We start from the raw sequence: 24,431 nt of genomic DNA, 5'->3' as shown, positions 1-24,431 counted from the left end.
TATCCGCGGCCTCGCTCCTTTGCTCAGACCGCCTTCCCGAACCGCCGCGGATCGACCGGAGCGTCAGCGCGCCCCACCGCGCAGGTGACGTGCTCGGATTTGCGCTTGGGCACCAGCAGCGCGCCTGCCTTGAGCGCGACGGCCTCGCACACGCCCGGCACGCCGATGGCCTCTTCCACGGCATCGGAGGGCGAATGGAGCCGGGCCTTCTCGCGCCCGATCTCGCGCCTGGTAAACACCCGCAAGGGCACGTCGAAATGCAGCGCCGCGGCCCGGATCGCCTCGGCGTCGCCATGGCTCTCGATGGTCGCGAATGCCGCCACCGACTGGGGGGACAACCCCTCGGACCCCAGCACCTGCCCGACAAGCTCGATCACCTCGGCGCTTTCCGCGTTCGAGCTGCACCCGAGCCCGACGACCAGCGTCTTGGGATGCACCAGCAGCCCCGGGCCCGCTTCGGCCCGTTCGGTCACGCGCAGTAAAAGGCTCCCCTTGGGATCGACGGGATACCCGGCAAGCGACAGCCAGCCAGAGGGCCCCTCCACGTTGAGCTTTTCGCCCTTCAAAAGCGCCGCCATCACCGGCCGCACCGCCTCGGGGTTGCCCACGGCATAGCCCGGCGGCGGATCGTCTAGGGAAAAATCGTAAAGCGTATCGGAAAACGAGGTGACCGCCGCCGTCCCCCGGAACCCCTCGGCCACCCACCGCGCCAGCGCGTTGGCGCCCCGGTGGCTGCCCAGAAGCGGCACGGCAATCTTGCCGTCGGCGGAAACCGCGAGCACGGGCGGCTCGGAAACCTTGTCCCCCAGATCGGTGCCCAAAAGCCGGATCAACACGCCCGCGGCGCACACCCCCACGATCGGCGCCCGCTCGGCATAGGCCTTCTTGACGAGCGGGGCGGCATCGTCACGACCTGAACCGCACAGATGCACCGGGGAGCCGAGGAGCTGGGCGATATGGCGGGCAATCCGGTCGCCCTTGAGGCCCATGGAAAAAACGAGCGGGGTTTTCACGCTGCAAAAAATCTAACTTGAGTGAGGCACACAGGTTTGCCCGCTTAGCATGAAGGACGCGGAGCGGCAATCGCGTCAGCGTCGCCGGGCCTACCCGATCCGCGCCACGCTATCGCGCGGCACCAGATGCACCGGCAGTTCCACCACCGGGTGCGCATCGACATTGCGCTGTTCGATGATGTCGAGCAGCAGGCTCATCGCCTGGCGTCCCATCTCTTCCTTGGGCTGGTGGATGGTGGTCAGCGCGGGCACGTAGGTCTCGGCCAGAACGATATCGTCGAAGCCGATTACAGAGACCGCGTCGGGCACGGAGAGCCCGTATTTGGACAACTGCGAGATAAACCCCATCGCCGCCTCGTCGTTGCCGCAGAAGATCGCCGTAGGGCGGTCCTTGAGCGACAGCCAGCTTTGCGCCGCCGCACGCCCGCCGATCGAGGAGAAGCCGCCTTCGAAGAAATACTCCTTGCGCAGGGAAATGCCTGCCTCGGTGAGCGCGCGCTTGAGCCCGTTGGCGCGGGCGCGCCGCACGGGCGTACGGTGCGGGCCGTAGGCGTGCGCGATCTTTCTGTGCCCCATCTCGATAAGGTGCCGGCCCGCGAGATAGCCGGCGCGCTCGTTGTCGATCAGCACGTTGGGGATTTTGAGATACCCCCGTTCCTCGGACAGCCCGACGATGGGCGGCGTGCCCGAATAGATCTTGGTCAAAAGGTCGAGGTCGCTGTCGGCAACCTCATAGCCCGAGAGGATGACGACGCCGTCAACCTTGGCGGTGCGCAGATGCGCGAAAATGATGTCCTGGGTCGCGCCGGGGGTAGGGTTGGTGATGGTGATGGCATAGTTGGAGGCCTCTGCACGGCGCTGAATGCCGCGGAAAAGCTCTGAATAGTAGATGTTGCCGATGTCGCTCGCGACGACGAGCACCGAATTCGAGCGCTGTTTCTTGAAATTCTTGGCGGTTTCGCTCTGGACGTAATGCAGCGCCTCGATGGCCGCCTCGACCTTGCGTCGGGTTTTCTCGGTCACGGATTCGGGCGTGTTGATAGCGCGCGAAACCGTCGCGGTCGAAACGCCTGCGTGCCGCGCGACGTCCCCGATCGATGCCCTTTTCACTTGTCCTCGCTCCCAAAGGCCCCAGCACAATCGGTGAGTTTAGGCCAAAGGGGGCAAAAACGGAACCTGAATTGCCCCGCGCGCATCTGTGCCATGCCCGGCCGGGGCCGCCACGGCACACAGCCGGGCCGGGGCATGTGACGGGCCACCCGAACCGGCTGTTTTTCGGCCGCAGATGCGGCGCCATTTCCCCTTGCGCGCGCCACATTCGCGCGGCAATTTCCGCCACTATGAGTCGCCTTTTCGCCCTCGCCAGCATTGCCGCCCTTGCCGCCCTGCCGCTGCAGGCCGCGGATTGGGGGCGTTATACCAATCCGCGCTATGGCGCGGGGGTCGATATCCCGCCCGGCTATTCGGTCGAGGGCGCCGCCGACGTCGCGGGCGAGGGCAAGCTCTTCCGCGCCGAAAACGGCCGCGCGCACATCCTCGTCTGGGGCGGGCCGGTCGATGGCGGCGGTTTTTCGAGCGAGATGCGGGCACGCATCGCGATGGACGAAGCCGACGGCTGGGCCATCACATATCGCTCCGAAACCCCCGATTGGGCCGCCTGGGGCGGCGCGCGGGGCGGACACATCTTCTACGCCAAATCCATCGCCACCTGCGATGGACGGCAAACCGCCAATGTGCGGCTCACCTACCCGGCCCTCGACGTCCCCGACTTCGATTCCATCGCCAATCGCCTCGGCCGCTCGCTGGCGCAGGACGGCGCCTGCTACTGAGCACCCGTGCGCAGCGGCTCAATTGCGCCCCCTGGAAACTGCAAGGGCAGGCCCCGGCCGGAGAGCGGCCGCCGATCATCCTCTTTTGTGGATTATCCAGCCCTTAACCCCGGCGGGCTAGAAGCAGTTGAACACTGGGGATTTGGTAATGCCACAGTCGGTGACATCGCAGTGGATTAACCTGGCGGGCCTGGCTTGTCTCGTCGGCGGGTTGTCCCTGTGCATATACCTCCAGGTCCCCCCGGGGGCTACGGCACTGATGTGCGTCCTTGCGTTCGCGTTGCCTATTGCAACCCTTGAGATTGCGGTGCTCAAGGTACACCGGAGGCAGACGACGGGCCTTGACTGGACACGACACAGCGCCCCGGCCGACTGGCCCCGCATTGCGACCAAACTTCTGGGGCTGGGAGTTGCTCTGGGGACTACCGCATGCGTGCATTGGCTTGTCCGGATCTATCCGGTGGACGCCATGTCATATGCCGGGACCCTGGCCGCGATCGTACTGACAATCGCGTTGCCCTTCATCGTCGCATATCAGGTGATCGTTGATCGTGTGATGGTTGAACCCAGGGATGGCTACTGGCATCTGGGAATGGCCATTCGGGGCAGAACCGAATATGTCGACGTGAGGAAAATCCGGCATCTGGCGGCAGGATGGCTGGTCAAGGGGTTCTTCCTGCCCATCATGCTGGTCTATCTGGTGGCGACGATTGGCCGGCTCGAAGCGGGTGCCGGAATGCTCGGCGGCGGCCATATCGCGGCAACGCGGTGGCTGACCGACTTCGTGGCGGCTTGCGAGCTTGCCATCGTCTGTGTCGGCTACACCCTGACGCTTCGGCTCACCGACAGTCATATTCGTTCGGTCAATCCGCTGTTGTGGGGGTGGATCGTCACCCTGGCGTGTTACGAACCGTTCAACCGCGTCGTAAGTGGCGAAATGCTTGCCTATAGCGACGGGGTTTACTGGTTCGACTGGTTGAAGGACCAGCCGGTCCTCTCCCTTGCCTGGTCGATTGCCCTTGTCCTGAGTTTTGTGCTCTGGCTCTGGGCGACCGCGGCCTTCGGACTGCGATGGTCCAACCTGACCCATCGCGGCATCATCACCAATGGGCCATATCGCTTCACCAAGCACCCGGACTATATCGCCAAAAGCCTGTTCTTCTGGCTGATCAGCATGCCGTTTCTCTCAAGCGCCGGACCCGTCGAGGCGCTCAAGAACTGCCTGTTGCTGGGATTGATCAACGCCATCTACCTGCTGCGCGCCCGCGCGGAGGAGCGGCATCTTTCCGCCGACCCGGACTATGCCGCCTACGCGCTCGCCATGAACGAGCGCGGGATCTTCAAGCCTCTGGCCACTGTTTTTCCAGCGTTGCGATTTCAGGCGCGGCCGGCCTAGTCGCACGCCTCCCCGCCGCGGGAATTCGCCATCTTGGAGACTTATCGTCGTACCGGTGTCCTGCGTTTACCCTCAAGCGGGGGCGGGCCCTTGAAAGGGCCCGCGAAACGATCTCAGGAGGAGAGACAGTCGGCAAGGTTGGCAGCGAGATTGCGGATCAGCTGCGGATAGAGCTCCGGCCCGTCGGCGAGGTCCGCGCCAAGCGGATCGAGCACGCCGATCCTGGCGCCCGTCGCATCGGCGATGGTCTCCACAAGAGCGGGCGAGAATTGCGGTTCGGTGAAGACGCAGGTGGCGCCGGTCTCGGCGAGCGTATCCTGGATTTCCGACAGCCGTCCGGCGCCAGGCGCAATCTCGGGATTGACGGTAAAGCTGCCGGTCGCCTCAACGCCGAAGCGGGCACCGAAATAATGGTAGGCGTCGTGGAAGACGAAATAGGGCGTGCCCGCGAGCGGGTCGAGCGTGGCGGAGATTTCGTCCTCGAGCGCGGACAGGTCCTGCGAAAGCGCCAGCCCGTTGGCGTTATAGATTTCCGCATTTTCCGGGTCGGCCTCGATCAATGCGTCGGTTATCGCGGCGACCATCAGGCGGGCGTTCTGCGTGTCGAGCCAGATATGCCCGTTTATCCCGCCGTGATCGTGGTCGTGCGCGTCGTGGGCGTGCTCTTCATGCGCGTCGTCGTCATGGGCATGGTCTTCGTGCGCATGATCGTCGTGATCGTGGTCATCGTCGGCACCATCGTCGTGGTCAGCGTGGTCATCGTCGCCGGCGTGATGGTCATCGATTGTTTCATTGTCGTGATCGTGGGAATGGGCCTCGAAAAGCCCGCCCTCGCGCGTCTCGAGAAGCGTAAGCCCTTCAATTTCCAACATTTCCACCGCCGTCGCGTCGCCCGAAAGCGTTGCGAGCGGGCCGGGCAGGAAGGTTTCGAGATTTTCGCCCACCCAGAAGACAATATCGGCGTTCTCAAGCGCTGCCGCGTCGGACGGCCGCAGCGAGAACCCATGCGGGCTCGCCGCGCCCTGAACCAGAAGCGCGGGCTCGCCCACCCCGTCCATGACCGCTGCGACGAGCGAGTGGAGCGGCTTGATCGAGGCGACGACATTGGGGGCGGCAACGGCGGGGCTCGTCACAAGGGCGACAAGGGCGGGGGCAATAAGGCGAGCAGCGCGCATGGGCGATCCTAAAGCGAGAATGTTATGACATAACGTTTGATAACGTTACTCTATAACGCTATGTATGGAACGGCGCAACCGCTCAATTGACACTTATCAAGCCGAGGCTTCACGACCGGTGCACGGAAAAAAAGACGTTTCAGCACAACTGGTTAGACTCGAGAATGCCGGCGTCCGCCGTGACGGGCGATGGCTCGTGCGCGGGGTGGACCTCTCTTTGACGCGCGGCGAGATCGTCACGCTGATCGGCCCGAACGGGTCGGGAAAGTCGACCACGGTCAAGGCTGCGCTGGGGATTATCGCGCCCGATGAGGGCCGCGTCTGGCGCGCGCCGGGGCTCAAGATCGGCTATGTGCCGCAGAAAATCGCGCTCGACCGATCGCTGCCGATGACTGTCAACCGCTTGATGCAATTGACGAAACGCCATCCGGCGTCGGCAATCGCCAACGTCCTCGGGCGCGTCGGCATTCCTCACCTCGCCGGCGCTCCGGTGCAGACGCTCTCGGGCGGCGAGTTCCAACGCGCGTTGATCGCGCGGGCGCTGATTGGCAAGCCCGACCTTCTGGTTCTCGACGAGCCCGTACAAGGGGTTGATTTTTCAGGCGAAGTCGCGCTTTACGACCTCATCGGCGATATCCGCGACGAGACCGGCTGCGGGGTTCTGCTGATCTCGCACGACCTGCACGTCGTCATGGCGCGCACCGACACGGTCGTCTGCCTCAACGGCCACGTCTGCTGCTCGGGGACGCCCGACATGGTCGCCGCAAGCGGCGAGTATGCGGCGCTTTTCGGCCCGCGCGCGGCGGAAACGCTGGCGGTTTACCGGCACCATCACGACCACACGCACCTTGCCGACGGTACGGTGCGCGACGCGGCGGGGCACCTGCATTTCGACCATCATGCCCACGGTCCGCACTGCGATCACGACCATGCAGAGGAGACGCGCAACCATGCTTGAGAGCTTTTTCACGCGCGCCCTCATCGCGGGCATCGGGCTCGCCGCGGTGACCGGTCCGCTGGGCAGTTTCATCGTCTGGCGGCGCATGGCCTATTTCGGAGATACGATGGCGCATTCGGCCATCCTCGGGGTCGCGCTGGCGCTGTTTTTCTCGATTTCTCCGGTGGTTGGCGTCTTCGTCATCGCCGTCGTCGTCGCGCTGATCCTCGCCTTCCTGCAACGCCGGGGAACGCTTTCCGCCGACTCGCTTCTGGGGCTCCTGAGCCATTCGGCGCTGGCGCTCGGGCTTGTCATGGTGTCGCTCATGCCCCACGTCCGCGTCGATCTGATGGGGCTCTTATTCGGCGACATTCTGGCGGTGTCGGTCACCGACCTTGCGATCATCTATGGCGGCGGGATCGCGGTCCTGGGCGTTCTCGCCTGGCTCTGGCGGCCCTTGCTCGCGGGCACCGTCAGTACCGAAATCGCCCAGGCCGAAGGGCTGAGCCCGGAACGTAACACATTGATTTTCACCGTTCTTTTGGCCGCATTGATCGCCATCGCGATGAAGCTTCTCGGCGTCCTTCTGATCACCGCTATGCTGATCATTCCCGCCACCGCCGCGCGACGACTGGCGCGCACGCCCGAAGCCATGGCATTATATGCCGTCCTCGGGGGAATCGCCGCGGTGCTCATGGGGCTGTGGGCATCGTTCCATTTCAACACCCCGTCGGGCCCCACCATCGTTGTCGCGGCGCTGGGGGTTTTCGCGGTGACCTCGCTGGTGCCGCTCGAATGGCGCAACAAGGAGCTCAAGTGATGGCGACACAGGAACTGACCCGCAATCAGGCGCTCGTGCTCGGCCGGCTCGAAAACGCCGAAGCGCCCATGAGCGCCTATGCGATCCTCGACGAGTTGCGCGAGGACGGGTTGAGGGCGCCCCTGCAGGTCTATCGCGCGCTCGACAAGTTGCTCGATCTGGGCCTCGCCCATCGGCTCGAAAGCCTCAACGCGTTTGTCGCCTGCGCCCACCCGCATTGCCACAGCTCGGGGCTGATCGCCTTTGCGATCTGCGAAACGTGCGGCCAGGTCTCGGAGTTTTCCGACGACGTCGTACGCGACAGGCTCGCCCAGTGGGCCGAGCGTGAAGGGTTCGTCACGACCCGCACGACCATGGAAATCCGTGGCGCCTGTAAGGCCTGCGCGGCCCAGGCCGCCTAGCGGATCGCCCTCCCCCCGGCATCGAATAGGTGCCGCTTGGCCGCGTCGAACGTCACGAACACCCTGGAACCCGGCGCAAAATAGCGCTCGCCGAAGAGCCGGACCGTCAGGTCTCCTGCCTGGGCGTTCTTGAGATAGAGGTTGGTGTCTGCGCCCAGTTGCTCGATGTGGACGACCTCGCATTCGAGTTCGCCACCATTGAGGTCCACGTTCATATGCTCGGGGCGGATACCGATCGTCTCGCCCGCCGCGCCGCCGAGGGCTTCGGCGGGTATGAAGTTCATCTGCGGCGAGCCGATGAACCCCGCAACGAACAGGTTGTCGGGGCGGTTGTAGAGCTCCATGGGCGTGCCGATCTGCTCGATGCGCCCGGCATTCATGACGACGATCCGGTCGGCCAGCGTCATCGCCTCGATCTGGTCGTGGGTGACGTAGACCATGGTCGCGGACAACTCCCGGTGCAGCCGGGCGATTTCGAGCCGGGTGTTGACGCGCAGCGCTGCATCGAGGTTGGAAAGCGGCTCGTCAAAGAGAAACAGCTTGGGTTCGCGCACCACCGCGCGGCCGATCGCAACGCGCTGGCGCTGACCGCCCGAAAGCTCGGCAGGGCGCCGTTCGAGCAATGCATCCAGTCCCAGCATCTTCGAGGCCGCCGCGACATGCTCTTCGATCTCGGCTTTGGGCGCCCCCGCCTGTTTCATGCCGAGACTCATATTGCCCTTGACCGTCAAATGCGGATAGAGCGCGTAGGTCTGAAAGACCATGGCGATGCCGCGCTTGGCCGGCGGCGTGGTATTGACCACCGCGCCTGCAATTTCGACCGTACCGGCACTGGCATCCTCGAGCCCGGCGATGATGCGCAAAAGCGTCGACTTTCCGCAGCCCGAGGGCCCGACGAAGATCACGAATTCGCCCTCTTTTGCGGTGAGATCGATGCCGTGCAGAACCTCGGTCGCGCCGAAGGATTTGCGGATGCCGGTGAGTTTGAGTGCGTCCATATTCTCGCTCTTGGCTAGAGACTGACCGGCTTGCCGGTCCGGACGCTCTCGTCGGCGGCAAGGCAGATGCGCAGGGACTGGATGGCATCCTGCATGTGGCGGGTAAGGTCGATATCCTCGGTGATCGCTTTGTACACGTAGTCCTGCTCGGCGGCGCAAAGCGCGTCATGCCCGGGTTCTCCGGTCATCGAAAGCCACGCATCGGGATTTGCGAATTCGCCCGTTTCGGTGCGCGCCGCACGGTGAACCCGTATCCGGTCCGTCTTTGTGTGGGTTTCGTGGTCGGACGATTTGGCGCCCTCCTCCATCACGATCGACACCGCACCGTTGGGGCTCATAACGTCTTTGACGAAGAACGCGGTCTCGGAAATCATCGGCCCCCAGGCCGCCTCGTACCACCCGACCGAACCATCCTCGAAAAGCACCTGCAGGTGCCCGTAATTGTACATATCCGGCGCGATCTCGTCGGTGAGCCTCAGCCCCATGCCGCGGACTTCGACGGGCCGTGCGTCGGTGATCTGGCACATGACGTCGACGTAGTGGACGCCGCAATCGACGATGGGGCTCGTGGTTTCCATCAGGGTCTTATGCGTCTCCCAGAACCGGCCGGTCGATTGCTGGTTGAGGTTCATCCGGAAGACGTAGGGGCCGCCAAGCGCACGGGCTTCGGCGATTAGCCTTTGCCAGGACGGGTGATGGCGCAGGATGTAGCCGACGACGAGCTTGCGGTCGTGCTCCTTGGCGGCGGTTACCACGCGATCGGCGTCCGCAACCGTCGTTGCCAAGGGCTTTTCGACGAAGACGTGCGCGCCGTGCTCCATCGCGGTGACCGCGAACTCGGCATGGGTGTCCGAATAGGTGTTGATCGAAACGAGGTCGGGCCTTGTCGCTTCGAGCGCATCCTCGAAATCGGTCCAATGGGCGTAGTGTTCCAGCGTATCGGGAATGGCCGACACCCCGCGCGTTACGAGCCCCACGATTTCGTAGCCGGGGTGATGATGATAGGCCAGCGCGTGACTGCGCCCCATATTGCCGAGCCCGGCAACAAGCACACGGATGGGTTGCACGCTCATTTCACCGCTCCCGAAGTAATGCCGCGGATCAATTGCCGCGAGAAGACCAGATAAAGCACCAGGACCGGCAGGATAGCGAGCGTCAGGGCCGCAAGCACCGCGTTCCAGTTGGTAACGAACTGGCCGATAAAGACCTGCGCGCCCAGCGTGACGGTCTTGGTCGTCTCGGCGGGTGCGAGGATCAGCGGAAACCACAAGTCGTTCCAGATGGGGATCATGGTGAAGACGGCAACCGTCGCCATCGCCGGACGCACGAGCGGCAGGACGAGTGTGAAGAAGATCCGGTATTCGGAAAGCCCGTCGATCCGCCCGGCATTCTTGAGGTCGTCGGAAACCGTGCGCATGAACTCCGAAAGGATGAAGATCGAGAGCGGCAACCCTTGCGCGGTGTAGACGAGGATGAGCGCGGTGAGGGTATTGACCAGGCCGGTCGCCACCATCATTTCGAGGATCGCCACGGTGCCGAGCCGGATCGGAATCATGATGCCGAGCGCCAGATATAGGGCCATCAGCGGATTGCCGCGGAACCGGTATTCGGAAAGTGCGAACGCGGCCATTGCGCCGAAAAGCAGCACGAATGCGAGCGAAACCACGGTGACGATGAACGAATTCTGGAAGTAGAGCAAAAAGTCGCCCTGGCGCGTCACCGTCTCGAACCCGACCAGCGTAAAGCTCTCTGGCGTTGGCAGCGCGAGCGGTTCGCCAAAGATGTCGCGGCGGCTTTTGAAGGCGTTGATGACGATCAGAAATACCGGGAAAAGCGCGACGAGCGTATAGGCGATCAGGATCGCATGGGCCGCTATGGTGTTGCCAAGAGTGCTGCGTGCGGTCGTCATCAGAACTGATACCTCCGCAATCGCGTCTGAATCAGAAACAGATAGATCGAAACGCCAGCGAGGATGATGAAGAACATCACCGAGGCGATGGTCGCACCCATGTTCCGGTCACCGAGTTGGAGCTGGAAGCCAAAGAACGTGCGGTAGAGGAAGGTGCCGAGGAGATCGGTCGCATAGTTGGGCCCGGCCTGGGCGCCCTGGCTGACATAAACGAGGTCGAAGGCATTGAAATTGCCTACGAATGTGAGAATGCCCACGATGCCGACGGTGGGCAGGACCAACGGGAGCTGAATCTTCCAGAACTGCTTGAAGCCCGTCAGCCCGTCGCATTCGGCAGCCTCGATGACCTCATCGGGGATCGAAAGCAGCGCTGCATAGATCAGCATCATCGGGATGCCGACGAACTGCCAGACCGAAATGAGCGCCAGCGCCGTCAAGGCACTGCCTTCCTGCCCCAGCCAGGGGGAAAAAAGATGCCGCAGCCCGATCGCGTCGAGCATCGATGGTGCGACGCCCCAGAGCGGGGAAAGGATGAGCTTCCAGACGAATCCAACGATCACGAAAGAAAGGATCGTCGGGATGAAGATCGCGGTGCGGTAGAAGCCGCGCAACCGCAGACTCGGGTTCGAGAGGATGGCAGCGAGCAGAATGCCGATGGGGTTCTGCACGAGCATGTGGACGATGAAGAACCAGGTGTTGTTCCAAAGCGCATTCCAGAAGCTCGCCGCCCAGCGCGGATCGCCGAAAAGCGTCGCGAAATTGGCGATACCGACGAAGATCTGCTGCCCCTCCACCCGTTGAAACAGCGCAAGAAAGAGCGTGGCGAAAAGCGGGACGATCATGATTGCGGTATAGATAAGCACCGCAGGCGCGAGGAATACGGCGATATGCCAGCGCCGCGCGCGTTTGAGCGGTTCCCCTACGCCTGATGTCATTTTCTCGCGTGCCCCTCGTTGCGCCTCATGGCTCCGGGCGACCAAAATCGCCCGGAGCCGCAATAGTGCCGGTTTCCGACGGCCGCTACTCGCCCTGTTGCGGCTCGTACCAGCTTGCGAGACCGTCCTGCAGCCGCGCCGCAGCGTCCTCGGGCGTTTCGGTGCCGTTGATCACATTGGCCGAGGCGTTCCAGGTCTCGTTTTCGAGGTTTGGCGTGCCACGTGACAGGATCGCGTAGGTCGAGCGGATCGTGGATTCGCACTCCTCGCGCCAGGATACGAACTCCTGGGCCAGGTCGTTTTCGAGCGAGACCGGCTCATTCGACAACGCGAAGAAGCCGGGCAACGCGTTGGAATAGAGCGAGGCGAATTCCGGCGAGGCGACCCAGTTGAGGAAGGTGCGCGCAGCCTCGGGGTTGTCGGTCGCCGCGTTCATGCCGATGCCGATATCGGTATGATCGGAGATGTAGCAGGTGTCTCCTTCATTGACGACCGGCGGCGGGAACGCGCCCATCTCGAAGTCGGCTTGTTCTTCGAACAACGCAATCTCCCAAGAGCCGGCAGGATAGATCGCCGCGCGGCCGAGGGTGAAGAGGTTCTGACTGTCAGGATAGCTTTGAGCCTCAAAGCCATCGCCAAGATACTCTCCCCACTTGGCCAGTTCGCGATAGGGCGCGACCCAGGGCTCGTCCGTCAGGCTCTGCTCGCCGGAAATAAGCGCAAGCCGGCCTTCCTCGCCCATCCAGTAGTTGGGCCCGATATTCTGATAGCCCATGGTGGCCGCTTCCCACTGATCGACGGTCCCCATCGCCATCGGGACGTAGCCGCCATCTTCCTTGATCGCGTCGAGAAGTGCATAGAACTCCTCGAGCGTTTCCGGCTCTTCGAGCCCCAGCTCGGCGAAGGCGTCGGCGTTGTAGATGAAGCCGTGGATCACCGAGGCCATAGGGACGCAGAATGGCGTCGCGCCATCATCGGTGTTCCAGGCGGATTTGGCGACGTCGGAGAAATTCGCCATACCCTCGAGATCGTCAAGCGGCGCGAGGTAGCCCTGTTCGAAGAGTGCAAGCGATGCGTCAAACGGGCGACAGGTGATCAGATCCCCCGCCGAGCCGGCTTCGAGCTTGGCATTGAGCGCAGCGTTGTATTCGGTCGGAGCGGTCGGAGTGAATTCGAGGTTGATGTCGGGATGCTCCGCCTCGAAGGCCGGGATGAGCGTATCCTGCCAGATCGACAGGTCGTCATTGCGCCAGCTTTCAATCGTGAGCGTCGTTTCCTGGGCCAGAAGCGACGATGCCGCCAGCCCGAGCGCGAGCGCCCCGGTGGCGCCCAACAGATACCCTTTATAGCCTTGCATGATTGGCCTTCCTCTCTTTGATTGCGACGCGCGAGCCCGCTCGCGCGCCGTTCCCTCGTTCGGCCACCGGTCCCCGCTCTTTTGGCGGATTGCTGTGGCACGGACTGTCGTCGTTTCCTCTTGGCGGTATTGCCGGTCTGCACCGCGTATCCCCACCAGACCAATCAGAGTACCAACAAAATACCACTTGTCCAGCGATGCAATCGAGCTCTCGCGACTGCCGATGTTCGGCGCTCATAGAGCGGGAAATCCTTCCAATTACAGGGCGCGTGACCGCCCTACTTTTTTGGGGGCGAGGCTTGGCCAATGGTATTTTATTGGTATTATGCCCCATAAGACCATCTCGGACCAATCGCGCCGAGCGCACCTCGCTGGAGGCCTCGCGATGCAACAGACGATAGGCGATATCTTCCGGCGCGGCACCGAGGGTGGGCCGCTCTACCTGCGCCTGCGCCGCGCAATTGCCGAGGCTGTCGACAGCGGGCTCGTCACCCCGGGGCAGGCGCTACCCTCCGAGCGCGAATTGGCAGCGAGCATGGACATTTCGAGGGTCACGGTGCGCAAGGCTGTCGAAGACCTCGTGCGCGAGGGCGTGCTTGTGCAACGCCACGGGTCAGGAACCTTCGTCGCACCCAAAGTGACGCATGTCGAGCAGACGCTCTCGAGCCTCACCTCCTTTACCGAAGACATGGCGCGGCGCGGTCTCGATCTGCGATCGATCTGGCTCGAGCGCGGGCTTTGTCCACCCTCTCCGGAGGAAACGGTGGTGCTCGGGCTTTCGAGCGACGAGCAGGTCGCCCGCATCGCACGGCTGCGGATTGCCGACGGCACGCCGCTGGCGATCGAGCGCGCGTCCCTTTCGGCATCGATCCTGCCCAACCCGACGATTGTCACATCGTCACTTTATGCCGTGCTGGACGCGTCGGGACACCGGCCTGTCCGCGCCATCCAGCGTATCGCTGCAATGAACCTCGGCGCGGATGAAGCAAAAATGCTCGAAACCACATCGGGCGCGGCCGCTCTGAGGATCGAGCGGACATCCTATCTCGCCTCGGGACGGATCGTGGAGTTCACGCGCTCGATCTATCGCGGCGACGCCTATGACTTCGTCGCCGAACTGCGACTACAAAACCGTTGAAAGGAGCCGCTCTTGTCTGAAACCATGACGCATATGAAGCGCGAAATCGCCGAGATCCCTGCCGCAACCGCGCGGCTCCTCGAAACCGGCAACGACGCCTTCAAGGCTGCGGCAGCGGCCCTCGCAGCGGCGGATCCACGGCTTATCGTAACGATTGCGCGCGGATCGTCCGACCATGCGGCGAGCTATCTCAAATATGCCTGCGAGCTCACCACGGGCATTCCCGTCGCGTCGATCGGCCCCTCGATCGCTTCGATCTACGGCATGGATCTCAAGCTTGAGCGCGCCGGTGCCATCAGCATTTCGCAGTCGGGCAAGAGCCCGGACATCATTGCCATGCTCGAAAGCGCGAAGCGCAGCGGCGCGGTAGCCGTCGCAATCACCAATACCCCGGTCTCGCCCCTGGCGGACGCGGCCGACCACGTCATCGATATCTGTGCAGGCGAGGAAAAGTCGGTCGCAGCGACCAAGACCTTCGTCACCTCGGCTGTAGCCGGGCTCGCCGTGCTCGCGCATTTGCATAAGGACGCTGCCCTGCTCGAAGCGGTCGCCGCGCTACCCCAAGCGCTCGAAGCGGCGCTTTCATGCGACTGGTCGGACCTCATCGCCGCGCTCGAAGGCACCAATTCGCTCTACGTGGTCGGCCGCGGCCCCGGCGCCGCGATTGCCAGCGAAGCGGCGCTCAAGTTCAAGGAAACCTCGGGGCTTCATGCCGAAGCCTACTCGGCAGCGGAGGTGCTGCACGGACCAGCGGCCATTGTGCAGAAGGGATTTCCCGTGCTGGCACTGTGTGCCAACGACACGGCGCGCGCCTCGATCCTCGAAACGTGCGGAAAGCTCGCCGATCAAGGCGGCAGGGTGTTCGTCACCGACGCGGAACCGGGCAGCGGCATTGCGTTGCCTGTCGCGCGGACGCGCCATCCCCTCACCGATCCGATCGCACTGGTTGTGAGCTTTTACGGGTTCATCGAGGCGCTGGCGCGGCATCGCGGCTTCAACCCCGATACGCCGCCACATCTGCGCAAAGAGACCTCGACGCTATGAGGACCGGCAACATTCTTTCAGGCGCCGCGATTTTCGACGGTGAAAGCTGGCACCAGGGCCGCGCGCTTGTGCTGCGTGATGGGATCGTGGATCAGATCGCCGCCGACGAGGATCATTTCGGCGATCTGCCCCGGATCGAATTCGACGGTGGTCTGATCGTTCCGGGCTTTGTGGACCTGCAAGTGAATGGCGGCGGCGGCGTGCTGTTCAACGATCATCCGGACGCCCAAAGCCTCGCCACACTCTGTGCGGCCCATTTCCCTTTTGGCACGACCGCGCTCCTGCCAACCCTCATCACGGATACCCCGGAGGTAACACAAAAGGCCCTGGATGCCGGTATGGCAGCACAAAGGCAGGGTGTACCGGGATTTGCAGGGCTGCATATCGAGGGGCCGCACCTCTCGGTCGCGCGCAAGGGTGCGCACAATCCAGATTTCATCCGCCCCATGGAGCCGGGAGACCTCGCCCGGCTGGTCGCGGCCAAGGCCGGCCTCGCGACTCTGCTCACGACCGTTGCCGTGGAATCGGTGGCACCGGAGCAAATAACCGCGCTTGCCGAGGCCGGCGTCATCGTCAGCCTCGGACATACCGATGCAAGCCGCGACGATGCGGTTGCGCTTTTTTCCGCAGGCGCGACGATGGTAACGCACTTGTTCAACGCCATGAGTCAGCTCGGCAATCGCGAGCCGGGACTCGTCGGGGCGGCGCTATCCTCCGGTGTCTGGGCCGGCCTTATCGCGGACGGCATTCATGTCGATGCGGCCGGCATCGGCATCGCGCTGCGCGCCAAAGAGGGGCCGGGGCGAGTTTTCCTCGTGACCGACGCTATGTCCACGATCGGCACGGAACTCGGGCGTTTCACGCTTAATGGTCGCGAGATCGTTCGGGCCAATGGCGCGCTACGGCTCGCCGACGGCACACTGGCCGGCGCCGATCTGACCATGATCGACGCGGTGCGTTTCATGCACCGCGTGTTGGGCCTGCCGCTTGAAGAGGTGCTCCGAATGGCTTCGCTCTATCCCGCCCAGGCTATCGGACGGCAGGGCGAGATGGGGCACCTCATGCCCGGTGCGCGCGCGAACCTTGTGCACCTTGACGACGACCTCAACATCACCGGTGTCTGGATTGATGGGGCGCGGATGATCGGCTAGATCGACGCCGTGCGCTCCGCCTTCGCCAACACGTCGATTTCGCCCACGGCATCGGCGAGCGTCGTCTGATCGAGCACGGCGCGGGTGGCGTCGGTTACTTTTGCAAAAACGTGCCGGATTTCGCATTCGGCCTCGTCCTTGCAGTCCTTGCAGCGGCGGTAGGCGATCTTGGACAGGCAAGGCAGCGGCGCTATGGGCCCGTCGATAATGCGCAGCACTTCGCCAAAGCTGATGTCCTCCGGCTCCTTGAGCAAGAGATAACCGCCGGATTTACCGCGCTTGGAGACGACGATTCCGTTGCGCTTCAGTTCTAGAAGAATCTGCTCCAGGAACTTTTTGGGAATGTCCTGGTCCGCGGCGATTTCTGAAATCATGAGGCTATTGCCGTGTCCGGCCCTCGTAAGCGCCACAAGGGCGCGCAGGGCATAACGGGACTTTTGGGAAATCATCGACACGCGCGGCTACCGTTCCGGATGCATGGCAGGGAGTAAGGCCGTTTTGTCATACTCACGGAGCGGATCGGGTTCAACATCAATCGTTTCATCCCGGTCCGACATTGCAGAGCACGCCACTATATTGACGTTATCAACCGCTTGTGCGCCAATAGCTTTTCTTCACCCGAACCGGGGGGCGGCGATGGCCAAAGTATTGGGCCTGGGTGGGGTGTTTTTCAGGGCGCAGGATCCGAAGGCCCTGGCATCCTGGTATCAGGAACATTTGGGTGTGACCGATTGGTGGAGCCAACAGGCTGGCCCCACGGTCTTTGCGCCCTTCAAGAACGATACCGACTATTTCGGAAGCGACGACCAACAATTCATGCTCAATTTCCGCGTCGCCGATCTCGATGCGTTGATTGCCGACCTGGTGGTTGCAGGGATCCCGGTAGAAACGCGCGAAGAATGGGACTCACCGGAAGTGGGCCGCTTCGCACGCATTCACGATCCCGAGGGCAATCCGATAGAGCTCTGGGAGCCCGTCAGTCCGGGCGGCACATAGCGCGTAGCCCGGTGCGGGGCGCTTTTGCGAAGGAGGCCGCGCTAGCGGTCGAGATCCGCGTCGAGAACCTCGATCTCCGCGTCGATCCCACGCGCGGCCACCAGGTTGAGCCAGCACAGGAAAATCACCAACGCAAGAGTTCCGGCAAGGAGCGAAAGGCTGAGCACATAGTTCGGCTCGGGCCGGAACAGGTCGGCGGCGTAGATCAGCAACAACCCTGGTACAAATGGCGCAAGGTACCAGAGCCAGACCGCGCGCAGAGCGTCGCGTTGGCGCACGAGTTCCGCCCGGTAGCTCCTGAAGCTCGCCTGGTTGCCATTGGACGCCTTGGGACTGCCTGTGCGGGCGTGAAGTTGCCAGACGACAACGAGCGTACCCATGCCGAGGACAACCAGCCCGGCGATGATGATGGCGTCGGGGAGAGTTTCGATTCCCGCCATCACCGCCATCAAGGCCGCGCCGAAACTGACAGCAACGACGATTGCTGCTGCGGCATATTCGATGATGTTGCGGCGCCTGATGCGCCGCTCGAGGCCCGCGGCGCGATCGGCCAAGCGCTGGGGGGTAAATATCTGGGTTGTCATGGTCTGCTCCTTCCAGAGATTCTGGGCCGGATTGGCTGGCCCGGTGCGGTCGGGTTCACACATTTCTCCCCTCCCCATCATTTTCGAACTGCTGCACCAGTAGCGCTTTTATGCGGTGCACCCGCGTTGCGACGGCACGCGGCGAAAGGCCGGTGATCTCCCCGATTTCCCTTGCCTCAAGCGCTTCGAGGTAAAGCAGCATCACCTGCCGGTCCGTCGGGCGCAGGCGATAGATCAGTGCGTAGAGACGCTCGAGCGTTATCGATTCGCCGACGACCGCCTCGGGGCTCGGCGTCTGCGGCGCAGCCTCTATCGCCTCGAGCGGCACCAGCGCTCCCGAGCGCTTGGCACGGCTTTGCGCCTCGACGTGACGGGCACCGGTATTGTGCGCGACGCGCCAAACCCATGTCGAAAGGCTCGCATCACCCCGGAATTGAGCGAAGCTCCGCCAAAGCGCTACATGGATGTCCTGTTCGAGGTCCCGCGCCACTTCCGGGTTCGCTTCGTATCCACGCGCCAGACGGGCGATTGCGTTGCCGAACGCCTCAGCAGCCTGCGCATATAGAGTGTCCTGATCCGCGCCGCATGCCGACATATTCATGCACTGCCTTTCCATCCAGGGCGCGAACGCCTGAGGATTTAGTCCGCAACGCTCGGGATGTCTTACCGATTCCACAGCAGTTTTGCTGTCACCATCGGCTAAAGCGTATGCAAAGAGGGATGGAACGCCCTGCCCACCGTTCGCTCAACGAAAAAATTTTGCCATAAATTTCAGCATATAGTACCAACCGGTACGCCAGACTCGCCCGGAAATGCTTGAGATTTTTGACCGCCCGGTCAAGAAAGGGCAGAAGCGTTGACGTAAAGGGCTGCCACATACCCATTGCGCAATCAAAAAAAAGTCGCTTTGTTGCGGGCTCGGCATGCATCGTCGGGTTCCCGGCGTTGCTGGCCCCAAGTCGCAGGGAGGATCATCATGCACAACGACAATCCCTGCACGTCGATCAAGAGAGCGCGTCTATTGGACTGACCGTACTATCGACATCACTGGCTCGTTAAGGCGGACCACTGCATTTCGATCTGTCCGGACAAGCGATAGCGCGCTTTTTTTGATTCTCCGTCACCCGAGGCGTGGGCAAACACGCCCGGGTGGCGGACCATTTGCAAGGGGAATATCACATGCGAACAAAACTGACCGGCATTGCTGCAGCACTGCTCGCTTCGTCCATGCTCGTCTCCGCCGCGAGCGCAGAAACCGTCCGCTGGGCGCGCGCGTCCGATGCGCTGACGCTCGACCCGCATGCCCAGAATCAGGGCGTGACCCATACGTTCAATCACCACATCTACGAAACGCTGCTGATCCGCGACCTTGAGGGCAACCTCATCCCGCGGCTGGCGACCGAATGGTATCTGAAGGAAGGCGACGACACCGTATGGGTGTTCGAACTGCGCGAAGGCGTGACTTTCCACAACGGCAATGAGTTCACTGCTGAAGACGTCGTCTTCTCGCTTGATCGTGCCCGTTCGGACACCTCCAACATGCGTCAGCTACACGCCGACGTCGCCGAGGTGCGCGCGGTCGACGACTACACGGTCGAGGTGCAGATGAACGGGCCCTCGCCGCTCTATCCCAACAACGTCACCAACACGTTCATGATGGACAAGGACTGGTCCGAAGAGAACGATGTCGTCGCGGTACAGGATTTCGGCGCGGGCGAAGACAATTACGCTGTGCGCAACACCAACGGGACCGGCCCCTACGAGCTCGTTTCGCGTGAAGTGGACGTCGAATCGGTGCTCGAATACTACGAGGGCTGGTGGGGCGAGACGCCCGAAGTCACCGAAATCATTTATCTTCCGATCGCCGAGAATGCGACGCGCGTCGCCGCGCTGCTGTCGGGCGAGGTCGACATCGTCCAGGACGTTCCGGTGCAGGACGTGGAGCGGCTGTCGTCCTCTGAAGGCTTCAAGATCGAAACCGGTCCCGAGAACCGGACGATCTATTTCGGCTACAAGATGACCGACGAGCCGCTGGCGTCCTCGAACATCACCGATGCCAACCCGTTTGCCGATACGCGCGTGCTCGAAGCCATGTCGCTTGCGGTCGACAGGAACGCCATTCAGCAGGTCGTGATGCGCGGCCAGTCGATCCCGACCTGCGTCAATGTTCCGCCCTTCGTCAACGGTTGGACCGAAGAACTTGACGCCTGCCCCGAGACTGATCTCGATCGCGCTCGTGAATTGATGGCCGAAGCCGGTTACGCGGACGGTTTCTCGGTCACGCTTGACACGCCGAACGACCGCTACGTCAACGACGAAGCGATCGCGCAGGCCGTCGTGGGCATGCTCGGACAGATCGGTATCGATGTGACGCTCGTCTCGCGCCCGATTGCGCAGCACTCGCCGATCATCCTCAACAACGAGACGGACTTCTATCTCCTTGGCTGGGGCGTGCCGACCTTCGATTCGGCCTATAACTTCAACGACCTCGTGCACACCAAGGGCGAAGAATACGGGACCTACAATATCGGGCTCTATTCCAACCCCGAGCTCGACGAAAAGATCGTTCAGCTCGGCACGATGACCGATCTCGAGGCACGCGACGCGCTCATTGCCGAGATCTGGGCGACCGTGCAGGAGGATCATGTATTCCTGCCGGTGCACAACCAGGTGCTGGCCTATGCCATGCGTGACGACATCACGCTGCCGGTGCATCCGGAAAACCAGCCGAGCATGACGTCGGTCACGTTCGAGTAACAGGCCTCACGCATCGGGCCGCCGCGCTGTTATTGTCGGCGCGGCGGCCCTTTCGTAACGGAGACCACATTTCATGCTGGCCTTCATCCTGCGGCGGCTCGGGCAGTCGGTTCTCGTCATGCTCGTCGTCGCTCTCATCGCCTTCATAATGTTCCGCTACGTGGGCGACCCCATCGCCTCGATGGTGGGACAGGAAGCCTCGAGCGCGGATCGGGAGGCCCTGCGGCAGCAGCTGGGGCTCAACGATCCGTTCTACGAGCAGTTTTTCCGCTTCATCACCAATGCCCTGCAGGGCCAGTTCGGCATCTCCTACCGCCTGCAGCAACCGGTGACGGAGCTCATCCTCTCGCGCCTGCCTGCAACCATCGAACTCGCGTTTACCTCGGCGCTGCTGGCGCTTGTCTTCGGGGTCGGTTTCGGCGTTTTCGCGGCGCTTCGGCCCAAGACGATTTCGACCGCAGCGATCATGACAGGATCGTTGATCGGTGTGTCGCTTCCGACGTTTCTGATCGGCATCGCGCTCATCTACGTCTTTGCGGTCGAGCTGCAGTGGCTGCCCTCGTTCGGGCGCGGGCAAACCGTGCAGATCGGCTGGTGGCGCACCGGGCTTCTGACCGAATCCGGGCTGCGGTCTCTGATCCTGCCTGCGATCACGCTCTCGCTGTTCCAGATGACGCTGATCATGCGCCTGGTGCGCGCCGAGATGCTTGAGGTACTGCGCACCGACTATATCAAGTTCGCCAAAGCGCGCGGGCTTTCGAGCCGCGCCATCAATTTCGGCCATGCGCTCAAGAACACCCTAGTACCCGTGATCACGATTACCGGGCTGCAGCTCGGGTCGGTGATCGCGTTCGCGATCATCACCGAAACCGTGTTCCAGTGGCCGGGCGTCGGCTCGCTCTTTATCAATTCGGTCGCCGTTGTCGATGTCCCGGTGATGGCGGCCTATCTGATGTTCATCGCCTTCGTCTTCGTCGTGATCAACCTTACCGTCGACATCCTCTACTATGTCGTCGATCCGCGCCTCAGGGTCAGCGGCCCGGCTCGGGGGCATTAGGAACCACAATGGCCTCACCTGCACCCACCCATTCCGAACCCACCAGCCTTCTTGCAAGAGTTCTGGATTCGGACGTCTTTTATTCCTACCGCAAGTCGCCGGTGACGGTTGTCGCCTCGATCGTTCTTGCCGGCCTCATTCTCGCAGCGGTCCTCGCGCCCCTGATCGCGCCATATAACCCCTTCGATCCATCGTCCCTGAATCTGATGGACGGCTACACGGCACCGCTGTCGGACTCCATGATGGGCAACTACTTCGTGCTCGGTACGGATCATCAGGGCCGGGACGTGCTCTCGACCATCCTGTACGGCAGCCGTGTCTCGCTGTTCGTCGGCATCTCCGCCACCCTCTTTGCGATGGTCCTCGGGGTGACGCTGGGCCTTTTCGCCGGCTATCGCGGCAAGACGACCGATGCGATCATCATGCGCATTGCCGACATCCAGCTCACGTTCCCGGCAATCCTGATCGCGCTTTTGATCTTTGGTTTCGCCCGCGGCATCATCCCGCCCGCGCAACAGGAATCCGCTGCGGTCTGGGTGCTGATCTTCGCTATCGGACTATCCAACTGGGCGCAGTTCGCCCGTACGGTACGCGGGGCGACCATGGTCGAGCGGCAGAAGGAATATGTCGCGGCCGCGCGGATCATGGGGGTGCATCCGGTGATGATCCTCGTTAAACATATCCTGCCCAACGTCACCGGGCCGGTTCTGGTCATCGCCACCATCGGGCTGGCGCTTGCGATCATCGAGGAAGCAACGCTTTCGTTCCTCGGTGTCGGGGTCCCACCGACCCAGCCTTCGCTCGGCACCCTGATCCGGATCGGCCAGCAGTTCCTCTTTTCGGGCGAATGGTGGATCCTCTTTTTCCCCGCTGTCACGCTGGTGTTGCTGGCGCTTTCGGTGAACCTTCTCGGCGACTGGCTGCGTGATGCGCTCAACCCGAGGTTGCGTCAATGACCCAGCCTGTCCTTTCCGTCGAAGGCCTCACGGTCCAGTTCCCGACCCGGCGCGGCATCCTTACGGCCGTCGACGACGTCTCGTTCGCCATCAATCCGGGCGAGGTGCTCGGTGTCGTCGGCGAATCCGGTGCAGGCAAGTCCATGACCGGCTCGGCGATCATCGGTCTGATCGAACCACCCGGCCGTATCGCGGCGGGCGAGATCAAGCTTCATGGCGAGCGGATCGACAATGTTTCTAGCGATCGCATGCGGAAAATCCGTGGCCGCAAGATCGGCATGATCTTTCAAGATCCGCTCACCAGTCTCAATCCGCTCTATACGATTGCGGAGCAGCTTATTGAAACGATCCGTAGGCACCTCCCGCTTTCGCATGCGGACGCGCGCAAGCGCGCCATCGCGCTGCTCGACGATGTCGGCATCCCCGATGCCGCGCGGCGGATCGACGACTACCCGCACCAGTTTTCAGGCGGCATGCGTCAACGCGTCGTTATCGCGCTCGCGCTATGCGCAGATCCGGACCTCGTCATCGCCGACGAGCCGACCACCGCGCTCGACGTCTCGGTGCAGGCGCAGATCATCGACGTGATGAAACGGCTTTGCGCCGATCGTGGCGCGGCGATCATGCTGATCACCCACGATATGGGCGTGATCGCGGAAACCGCCGACCGCGTCGCGGTGATGTATGCAGGCCGGGTTGCAGAAATCGGCCCCGTCGAAAAGGTCATCCGCAGCGCCGCGCATCCTTATACGCAAGGACTGATGGGCTCGATCCCCACGCTTTCGACCGACGAGGACCGCTTGACGCAAATTCCCGGCGCCATGCCGCGCCTTTCGGCCATCCCCGCAGGCTGCGCCTTCAACCCGCGGTGCCCTAAAGTGTTCGACCGCTGCTACCACGACCGCCCCGATCCGCTGCCACACGAGGACCGCCGTGTCGCGTGCTGGCTTTATGACAAGGCGGAGGCAGAGGCATGAGCGCTCCGCTTCTCGACGTCAAAAACCTCTCGGTCGCATTCGATGTCTCAAAACCCTGGCTCAACAGGATGATCGAGCGGCAGGACAAGCTGTTTCTCAAGGCTGTCGACAATGTTTCCTTTTCCATCAACAAGGGCGAGACCTTCGCGCTTGTGGGGGAATCGGGTTCGGGGAAGTCCACCATCGCACGGCTCATCGTCGGGCTCCTTGGCCCCTCGTCGGGAGACGTCCTATTCGAGGGAAAGTCGCTCTCGGCAGGACTTGAAGGGGCCGAAGCGAGACGGTTGAGACGGCGCTTCCAGATGATCTTCCAGGATCCGTTTGCCAGCCTCAATCCCCGCTGGCACGTGGGCGATATTATCGCAGAGCCGTTGCGGGTCTTCAGGACCGAAACCGGTGCGAAACGCCGCGAGCGGGTCGCCGAACTCCTCTCGCTCGTCGGGCTGTCGCCGGAGGACGCAGCGCGTTTCCCGCACCAATTCTCGGGCGGGCAGCGTCAGCGCGTCGCAATTGCCCGGGCGCTAGCGGCCAATCCCGATTTCATCGTCTGCGACGAACCGACCTCGGCGCTCGACGTTTCCGTGCAGGCGCAAATCCTGAACCTGATGAAGGACCTGCAACGCCAACTCGGGCTGACCTACCTCTTCATCAGCCACGATCTTTCGGTCGTGCGGCACATGGCGGACCGGATTGGTGTCCTGTATCTCGGCCGGCTCGCCGAGGTTGCAGATGCCAAGACGCTTTTTACCGCCCGGCAGCATCCTTACACGCGCATGCTGCTCGACGCGGTGCCCGACCTCGAAATGACGGGACGGACACGCAAGCCCGTTGAAGGGGAAATCCCCTCACCGCTTGATCCACCGTCCGGATGCGCCTTCAACCCGCGGTGCCCGCTTGCCAATGCGCGGTGCCGGACCGAACGGCCCGAGCTGCGCGAATACGGCCCGACCTGGGCGGCATGTCATGCGGTCGAAGAAGGGCGCGACAAGACGGTCTAGCGG

25 protein-coding genes are annotated in these 24,431 nt (G+C 62.6%); 14 read left to right on the top strand and 11 right to left on the bottom strand.

Features of this window, described 5'->3' with window-relative positions:
* Positions 1-23: 23 nt before the first annotated feature.
* Entirely contained in the window at positions 24-1,013 is a 990-nt protein-coding gene (locus LSG43_RS02865; RefSeq protein ID WP_231801123.1) for a cobalamin biosynthesis protein, read from the bottom strand.
* A 90-nt stretch (positions 1,014-1,103) separates the two neighbouring features.
* A complete protein-coding gene (locus LSG43_RS02860; protein ID WP_231801122.1) occupies positions 1,104-2,123 on the bottom strand; it encodes a LacI family DNA-binding transcriptional regulator in 1,020 nt (339 codons plus the stop codon).
* A 230-nt stretch (positions 2,124-2,353) separates the two neighbouring features.
* On the opposite strand from LSG43_RS02860, the gene LSG43_RS02855 reads away from it, so the two are divergent.
* Both LSG43_RS02855 and LSG43_RS16575 read left to right on the top strand, forming a co-directional pair.
* The gene (locus LSG43_RS02855; protein WP_231801121.1) at positions 2,354-2,842 is read left to right on the top strand and encodes a hypothetical protein; all 489 of its coding nucleotides are present in this window, start codon (positions 2,354-2,356) and stop codon (positions 2,840-2,842) included.
* A gap of 433 nt (positions 2,843-3,275) precedes the next feature.
* Positions 3,276-4,238: an isoprenylcysteine carboxylmethyltransferase family protein gene (locus tag LSG43_RS16575; RefSeq protein ID WP_231801120.1), complete on the top strand. Its 963-nt coding sequence runs from the start codon at positions 3,276-3,278 to the stop codon at positions 4,236-4,238.
* 113 nt (positions 4,239-4,351) lie between these two features.
* On the opposite strand, the gene LSG43_RS02845 is transcribed toward LSG43_RS16575, so the two are convergent.
* Positions 4,352-5,413: a zinc ABC transporter substrate-binding protein gene (locus tag LSG43_RS02845; protein WP_231801119.1), complete on the bottom strand. Its 1,062-nt coding sequence runs from the start codon at positions 5,411-5,413 to the stop codon at positions 4,352-4,354.
* 118 nt (positions 5,414-5,531) lie between these two features.
* On the opposite strand from LSG43_RS02845, the gene znuC reads away from it, so the two are divergent.
* Genes znuC through LSG43_RS02830 form a run of 3 tightly spaced genes read left to right on the top strand, consistent with a single transcriptional unit; the run spans position 5,532 to position 7,571 of the window.
* Positions 5,532-6,371, top strand: a complete 840-nt coding sequence (gene znuC / locus LSG43_RS02840; RefSeq protein ID WP_231801118.1) for a zinc ABC transporter ATP-binding protein ZnuC — start codon at positions 5,532-5,534, stop codon at positions 6,369-6,371.
* Complete coding sequence (locus LSG43_RS02835) at positions 6,364-7,170, top strand: metal ABC transporter permease (RefSeq protein ID WP_231801117.1); 807 nt, start codon at positions 6,364-6,366, stop codon at positions 7,168-7,170. The genes znuC and LSG43_RS02835 overlap by 8 nt, the downstream gene beginning before the upstream one ends.
* Positions 7,170-7,571, top strand: coding sequence for a Fur family transcriptional regulator (locus LSG43_RS02830; RefSeq protein WP_231801116.1), 402 nt, complete (start codon positions 7,170-7,172; stop codon positions 7,569-7,571). The genes LSG43_RS02835 and LSG43_RS02830 overlap by 1 nt, the downstream gene beginning before the upstream one ends.
* On the opposite strand, the gene LSG43_RS02825 is transcribed toward LSG43_RS02830, so the two are convergent.
* The 5 genes from LSG43_RS02825 to LSG43_RS02805 all read right to left on the bottom strand — a co-directional run bounded on the left by LSG43_RS02825 (position 7,568) and on the right by LSG43_RS02805 (position 12,770).
* On the bottom strand, positions 7,568-8,569 hold the full coding sequence (locus LSG43_RS02825) for an ABC transporter ATP-binding protein (protein ID WP_231801115.1): 1,002 nt from the start codon (positions 8,567-8,569) through the stop codon (positions 7,568-7,570). The two genes, LSG43_RS02830 and LSG43_RS02825, sit on opposite strands and share 4 nt — an antisense overlap.
* 14 nt (positions 8,570-8,583) lie before the next feature.
* On the bottom strand, positions 8,584-9,642 hold the full coding sequence (locus tag LSG43_RS02820; protein WP_231801113.1) for a Gfo/Idh/MocA family protein: 1,059 nt from the start codon (positions 9,640-9,642) through the stop codon (positions 8,584-8,586).
* Entirely contained in the window at positions 9,639-10,478 is an 840-nt protein-coding gene (locus tag LSG43_RS02815) for a carbohydrate ABC transporter permease (RefSeq protein ID WP_231801111.1), read from the bottom strand. The genes LSG43_RS02820 and LSG43_RS02815 overlap by 4 nt, the downstream gene beginning before the upstream one ends.
* A complete protein-coding gene (locus LSG43_RS02810) occupies positions 10,478-11,413 on the bottom strand; it encodes a carbohydrate ABC transporter permease (protein ID WP_231801110.1) in 936 nt (311 codons plus the stop codon). Before LSG43_RS02810 ends, LSG43_RS02815 begins: the two co-directional genes overlap by 1 nt.
* 85 nt (positions 11,414-11,498) lie before the next feature.
* Positions 11,499-12,770, bottom strand: coding sequence for an ABC transporter substrate-binding protein (locus LSG43_RS02805; protein WP_231801109.1), 1,272 nt, complete (start codon positions 12,768-12,770; stop codon positions 11,499-11,501).
* A gap of 385 nt (positions 12,771-13,155) precedes the next feature.
* Here LSG43_RS02805 and LSG43_RS02800 point away from each other — a divergent pair, with 385 nt between their 5' ends.
* From LSG43_RS02800 to nagA, 3 genes are read left to right on the top strand one after another with little or no spacing between them, the layout of a single operon-like run.
* The gene (locus LSG43_RS02800) at positions 13,156-13,908 is read left to right on the top strand and encodes a GntR family transcriptional regulator (RefSeq protein ID WP_231801108.1); all 753 of its coding nucleotides are present in this window, start codon (positions 13,156-13,158) and stop codon (positions 13,906-13,908) included.
* Positions 13,909-13,941: 33 nt separating this feature from the next.
* Positions 13,942-14,952, top strand: a complete 1,011-nt coding sequence (locus tag LSG43_RS02795) for an SIS domain-containing protein (RefSeq protein WP_231802775.1) — start codon at positions 13,942-13,944, stop codon at positions 14,950-14,952.
* Positions 14,949-16,103 (top strand): N-acetylglucosamine-6-phosphate deacetylase, encoded by a 1,155-nt coding sequence (nagA, locus tag LSG43_RS02790; RefSeq protein WP_231801107.1) that lies wholly within the window; start codon positions 14,949-14,951, stop codon positions 16,101-16,103. Before LSG43_RS02795 ends, nagA begins: the two co-directional genes overlap by 4 nt.
* On the opposite strand, the gene LSG43_RS02785 is transcribed toward nagA, so the two are convergent.
* Positions 16,100-16,552 (bottom strand): RrF2 family transcriptional regulator, encoded by a 453-nt coding sequence (locus tag LSG43_RS02785; protein WP_231802773.1) that lies wholly within the window; start codon positions 16,550-16,552, stop codon positions 16,100-16,102. The two genes, nagA and LSG43_RS02785, sit on opposite strands and share 4 nt — an antisense overlap.
* 187 nt (positions 16,553-16,739) lie before the next feature.
* On the opposite strand from LSG43_RS02785, the gene LSG43_RS02780 reads away from it, so the two are divergent.
* Complete coding sequence (locus LSG43_RS02780; protein ID WP_231801103.1) at positions 16,740-17,099, top strand: VOC family protein; 360 nt, start codon at positions 16,740-16,742, stop codon at positions 17,097-17,099.
* Positions 17,100-17,140: 41 nt separating this feature from the next.
* On the opposite strand, the gene LSG43_RS02775 is transcribed toward LSG43_RS02780, so the two are convergent.
* Together LSG43_RS02775 and LSG43_RS02770 are read right to left on the bottom strand one after the other, a co-directional pair.
* The gene (locus tag LSG43_RS02775) at positions 17,141-17,746 is read right to left on the bottom strand and encodes a hypothetical protein (RefSeq protein WP_231801102.1); all 606 of its coding nucleotides are present in this window, start codon (positions 17,744-17,746) and stop codon (positions 17,141-17,143) included.
* The gene (locus tag LSG43_RS02770; protein ID WP_231801101.1) at positions 17,739-18,284 is read right to left on the bottom strand and encodes an RNA polymerase sigma factor; all 546 of its coding nucleotides are present in this window, start codon (positions 18,282-18,284) and stop codon (positions 17,739-17,741) included. The genes LSG43_RS02775 and LSG43_RS02770 overlap by 8 nt, the downstream gene beginning before the upstream one ends.
* Positions 18,285-18,862: 578 nt before the next feature.
* Between LSG43_RS02770 and LSG43_RS02765 the strand changes: the two genes are divergently transcribed.
* The 5 genes from LSG43_RS02765 to LSG43_RS02745 all read left to right on the top strand — a co-directional run bounded on the left by LSG43_RS02765 (position 18,863) and on the right by LSG43_RS02745 (position 24,428).
* Positions 18,863-20,440 (top strand): ABC transporter substrate-binding protein, encoded by a 1,578-nt coding sequence (locus LSG43_RS02765; RefSeq protein WP_231801100.1) that lies wholly within the window; start codon positions 18,863-18,865, stop codon positions 20,438-20,440.
* Between the two features lie 73 nt (positions 20,441-20,513).
* On the top strand, positions 20,514-21,497 hold the full coding sequence (locus tag LSG43_RS02760) for an ABC transporter permease (RefSeq protein WP_231801094.1): 984 nt from the start codon (positions 20,514-20,516) through the stop codon (positions 21,495-21,497).
* An 8-nt stretch (positions 21,498-21,505) separates the two neighbouring features.
* Positions 21,506-22,453, top strand: coding sequence for an ABC transporter permease (locus LSG43_RS02755; protein ID WP_231801093.1), 948 nt, complete (start codon positions 21,506-21,508; stop codon positions 22,451-22,453).
* Positions 22,450-23,430, top strand: coding sequence for an ABC transporter ATP-binding protein (locus LSG43_RS02750; protein WP_231801092.1), 981 nt, complete (start codon positions 22,450-22,452; stop codon positions 23,428-23,430). The genes LSG43_RS02755 and LSG43_RS02750 overlap by 4 nt, the downstream gene beginning before the upstream one ends.
* A complete protein-coding gene (locus LSG43_RS02745; protein WP_231801091.1) occupies positions 23,427-24,428 on the top strand; it encodes an ABC transporter ATP-binding protein in 1,002 nt (333 codons plus the stop codon). Before LSG43_RS02750 ends, LSG43_RS02745 begins: the two co-directional genes overlap by 4 nt.
* Positions 24,429-24,431: the final 3 nt, after the last annotated feature.

The organism is Pelagibacterium xiamenense (genome assembly GCF_021166475.1).
In the GTDB taxonomy this organism is placed as follows: domain Bacteria; phylum Pseudomonadota; class Alphaproteobacteria; order Rhizobiales; family Devosiaceae; genus Pelagibacterium; species Pelagibacterium xiamenense.
The sequence above is the reverse complement of the archived record's forward strand: the minus strand, read 5'-3'. Positions and strand labels throughout refer to the sequence as shown.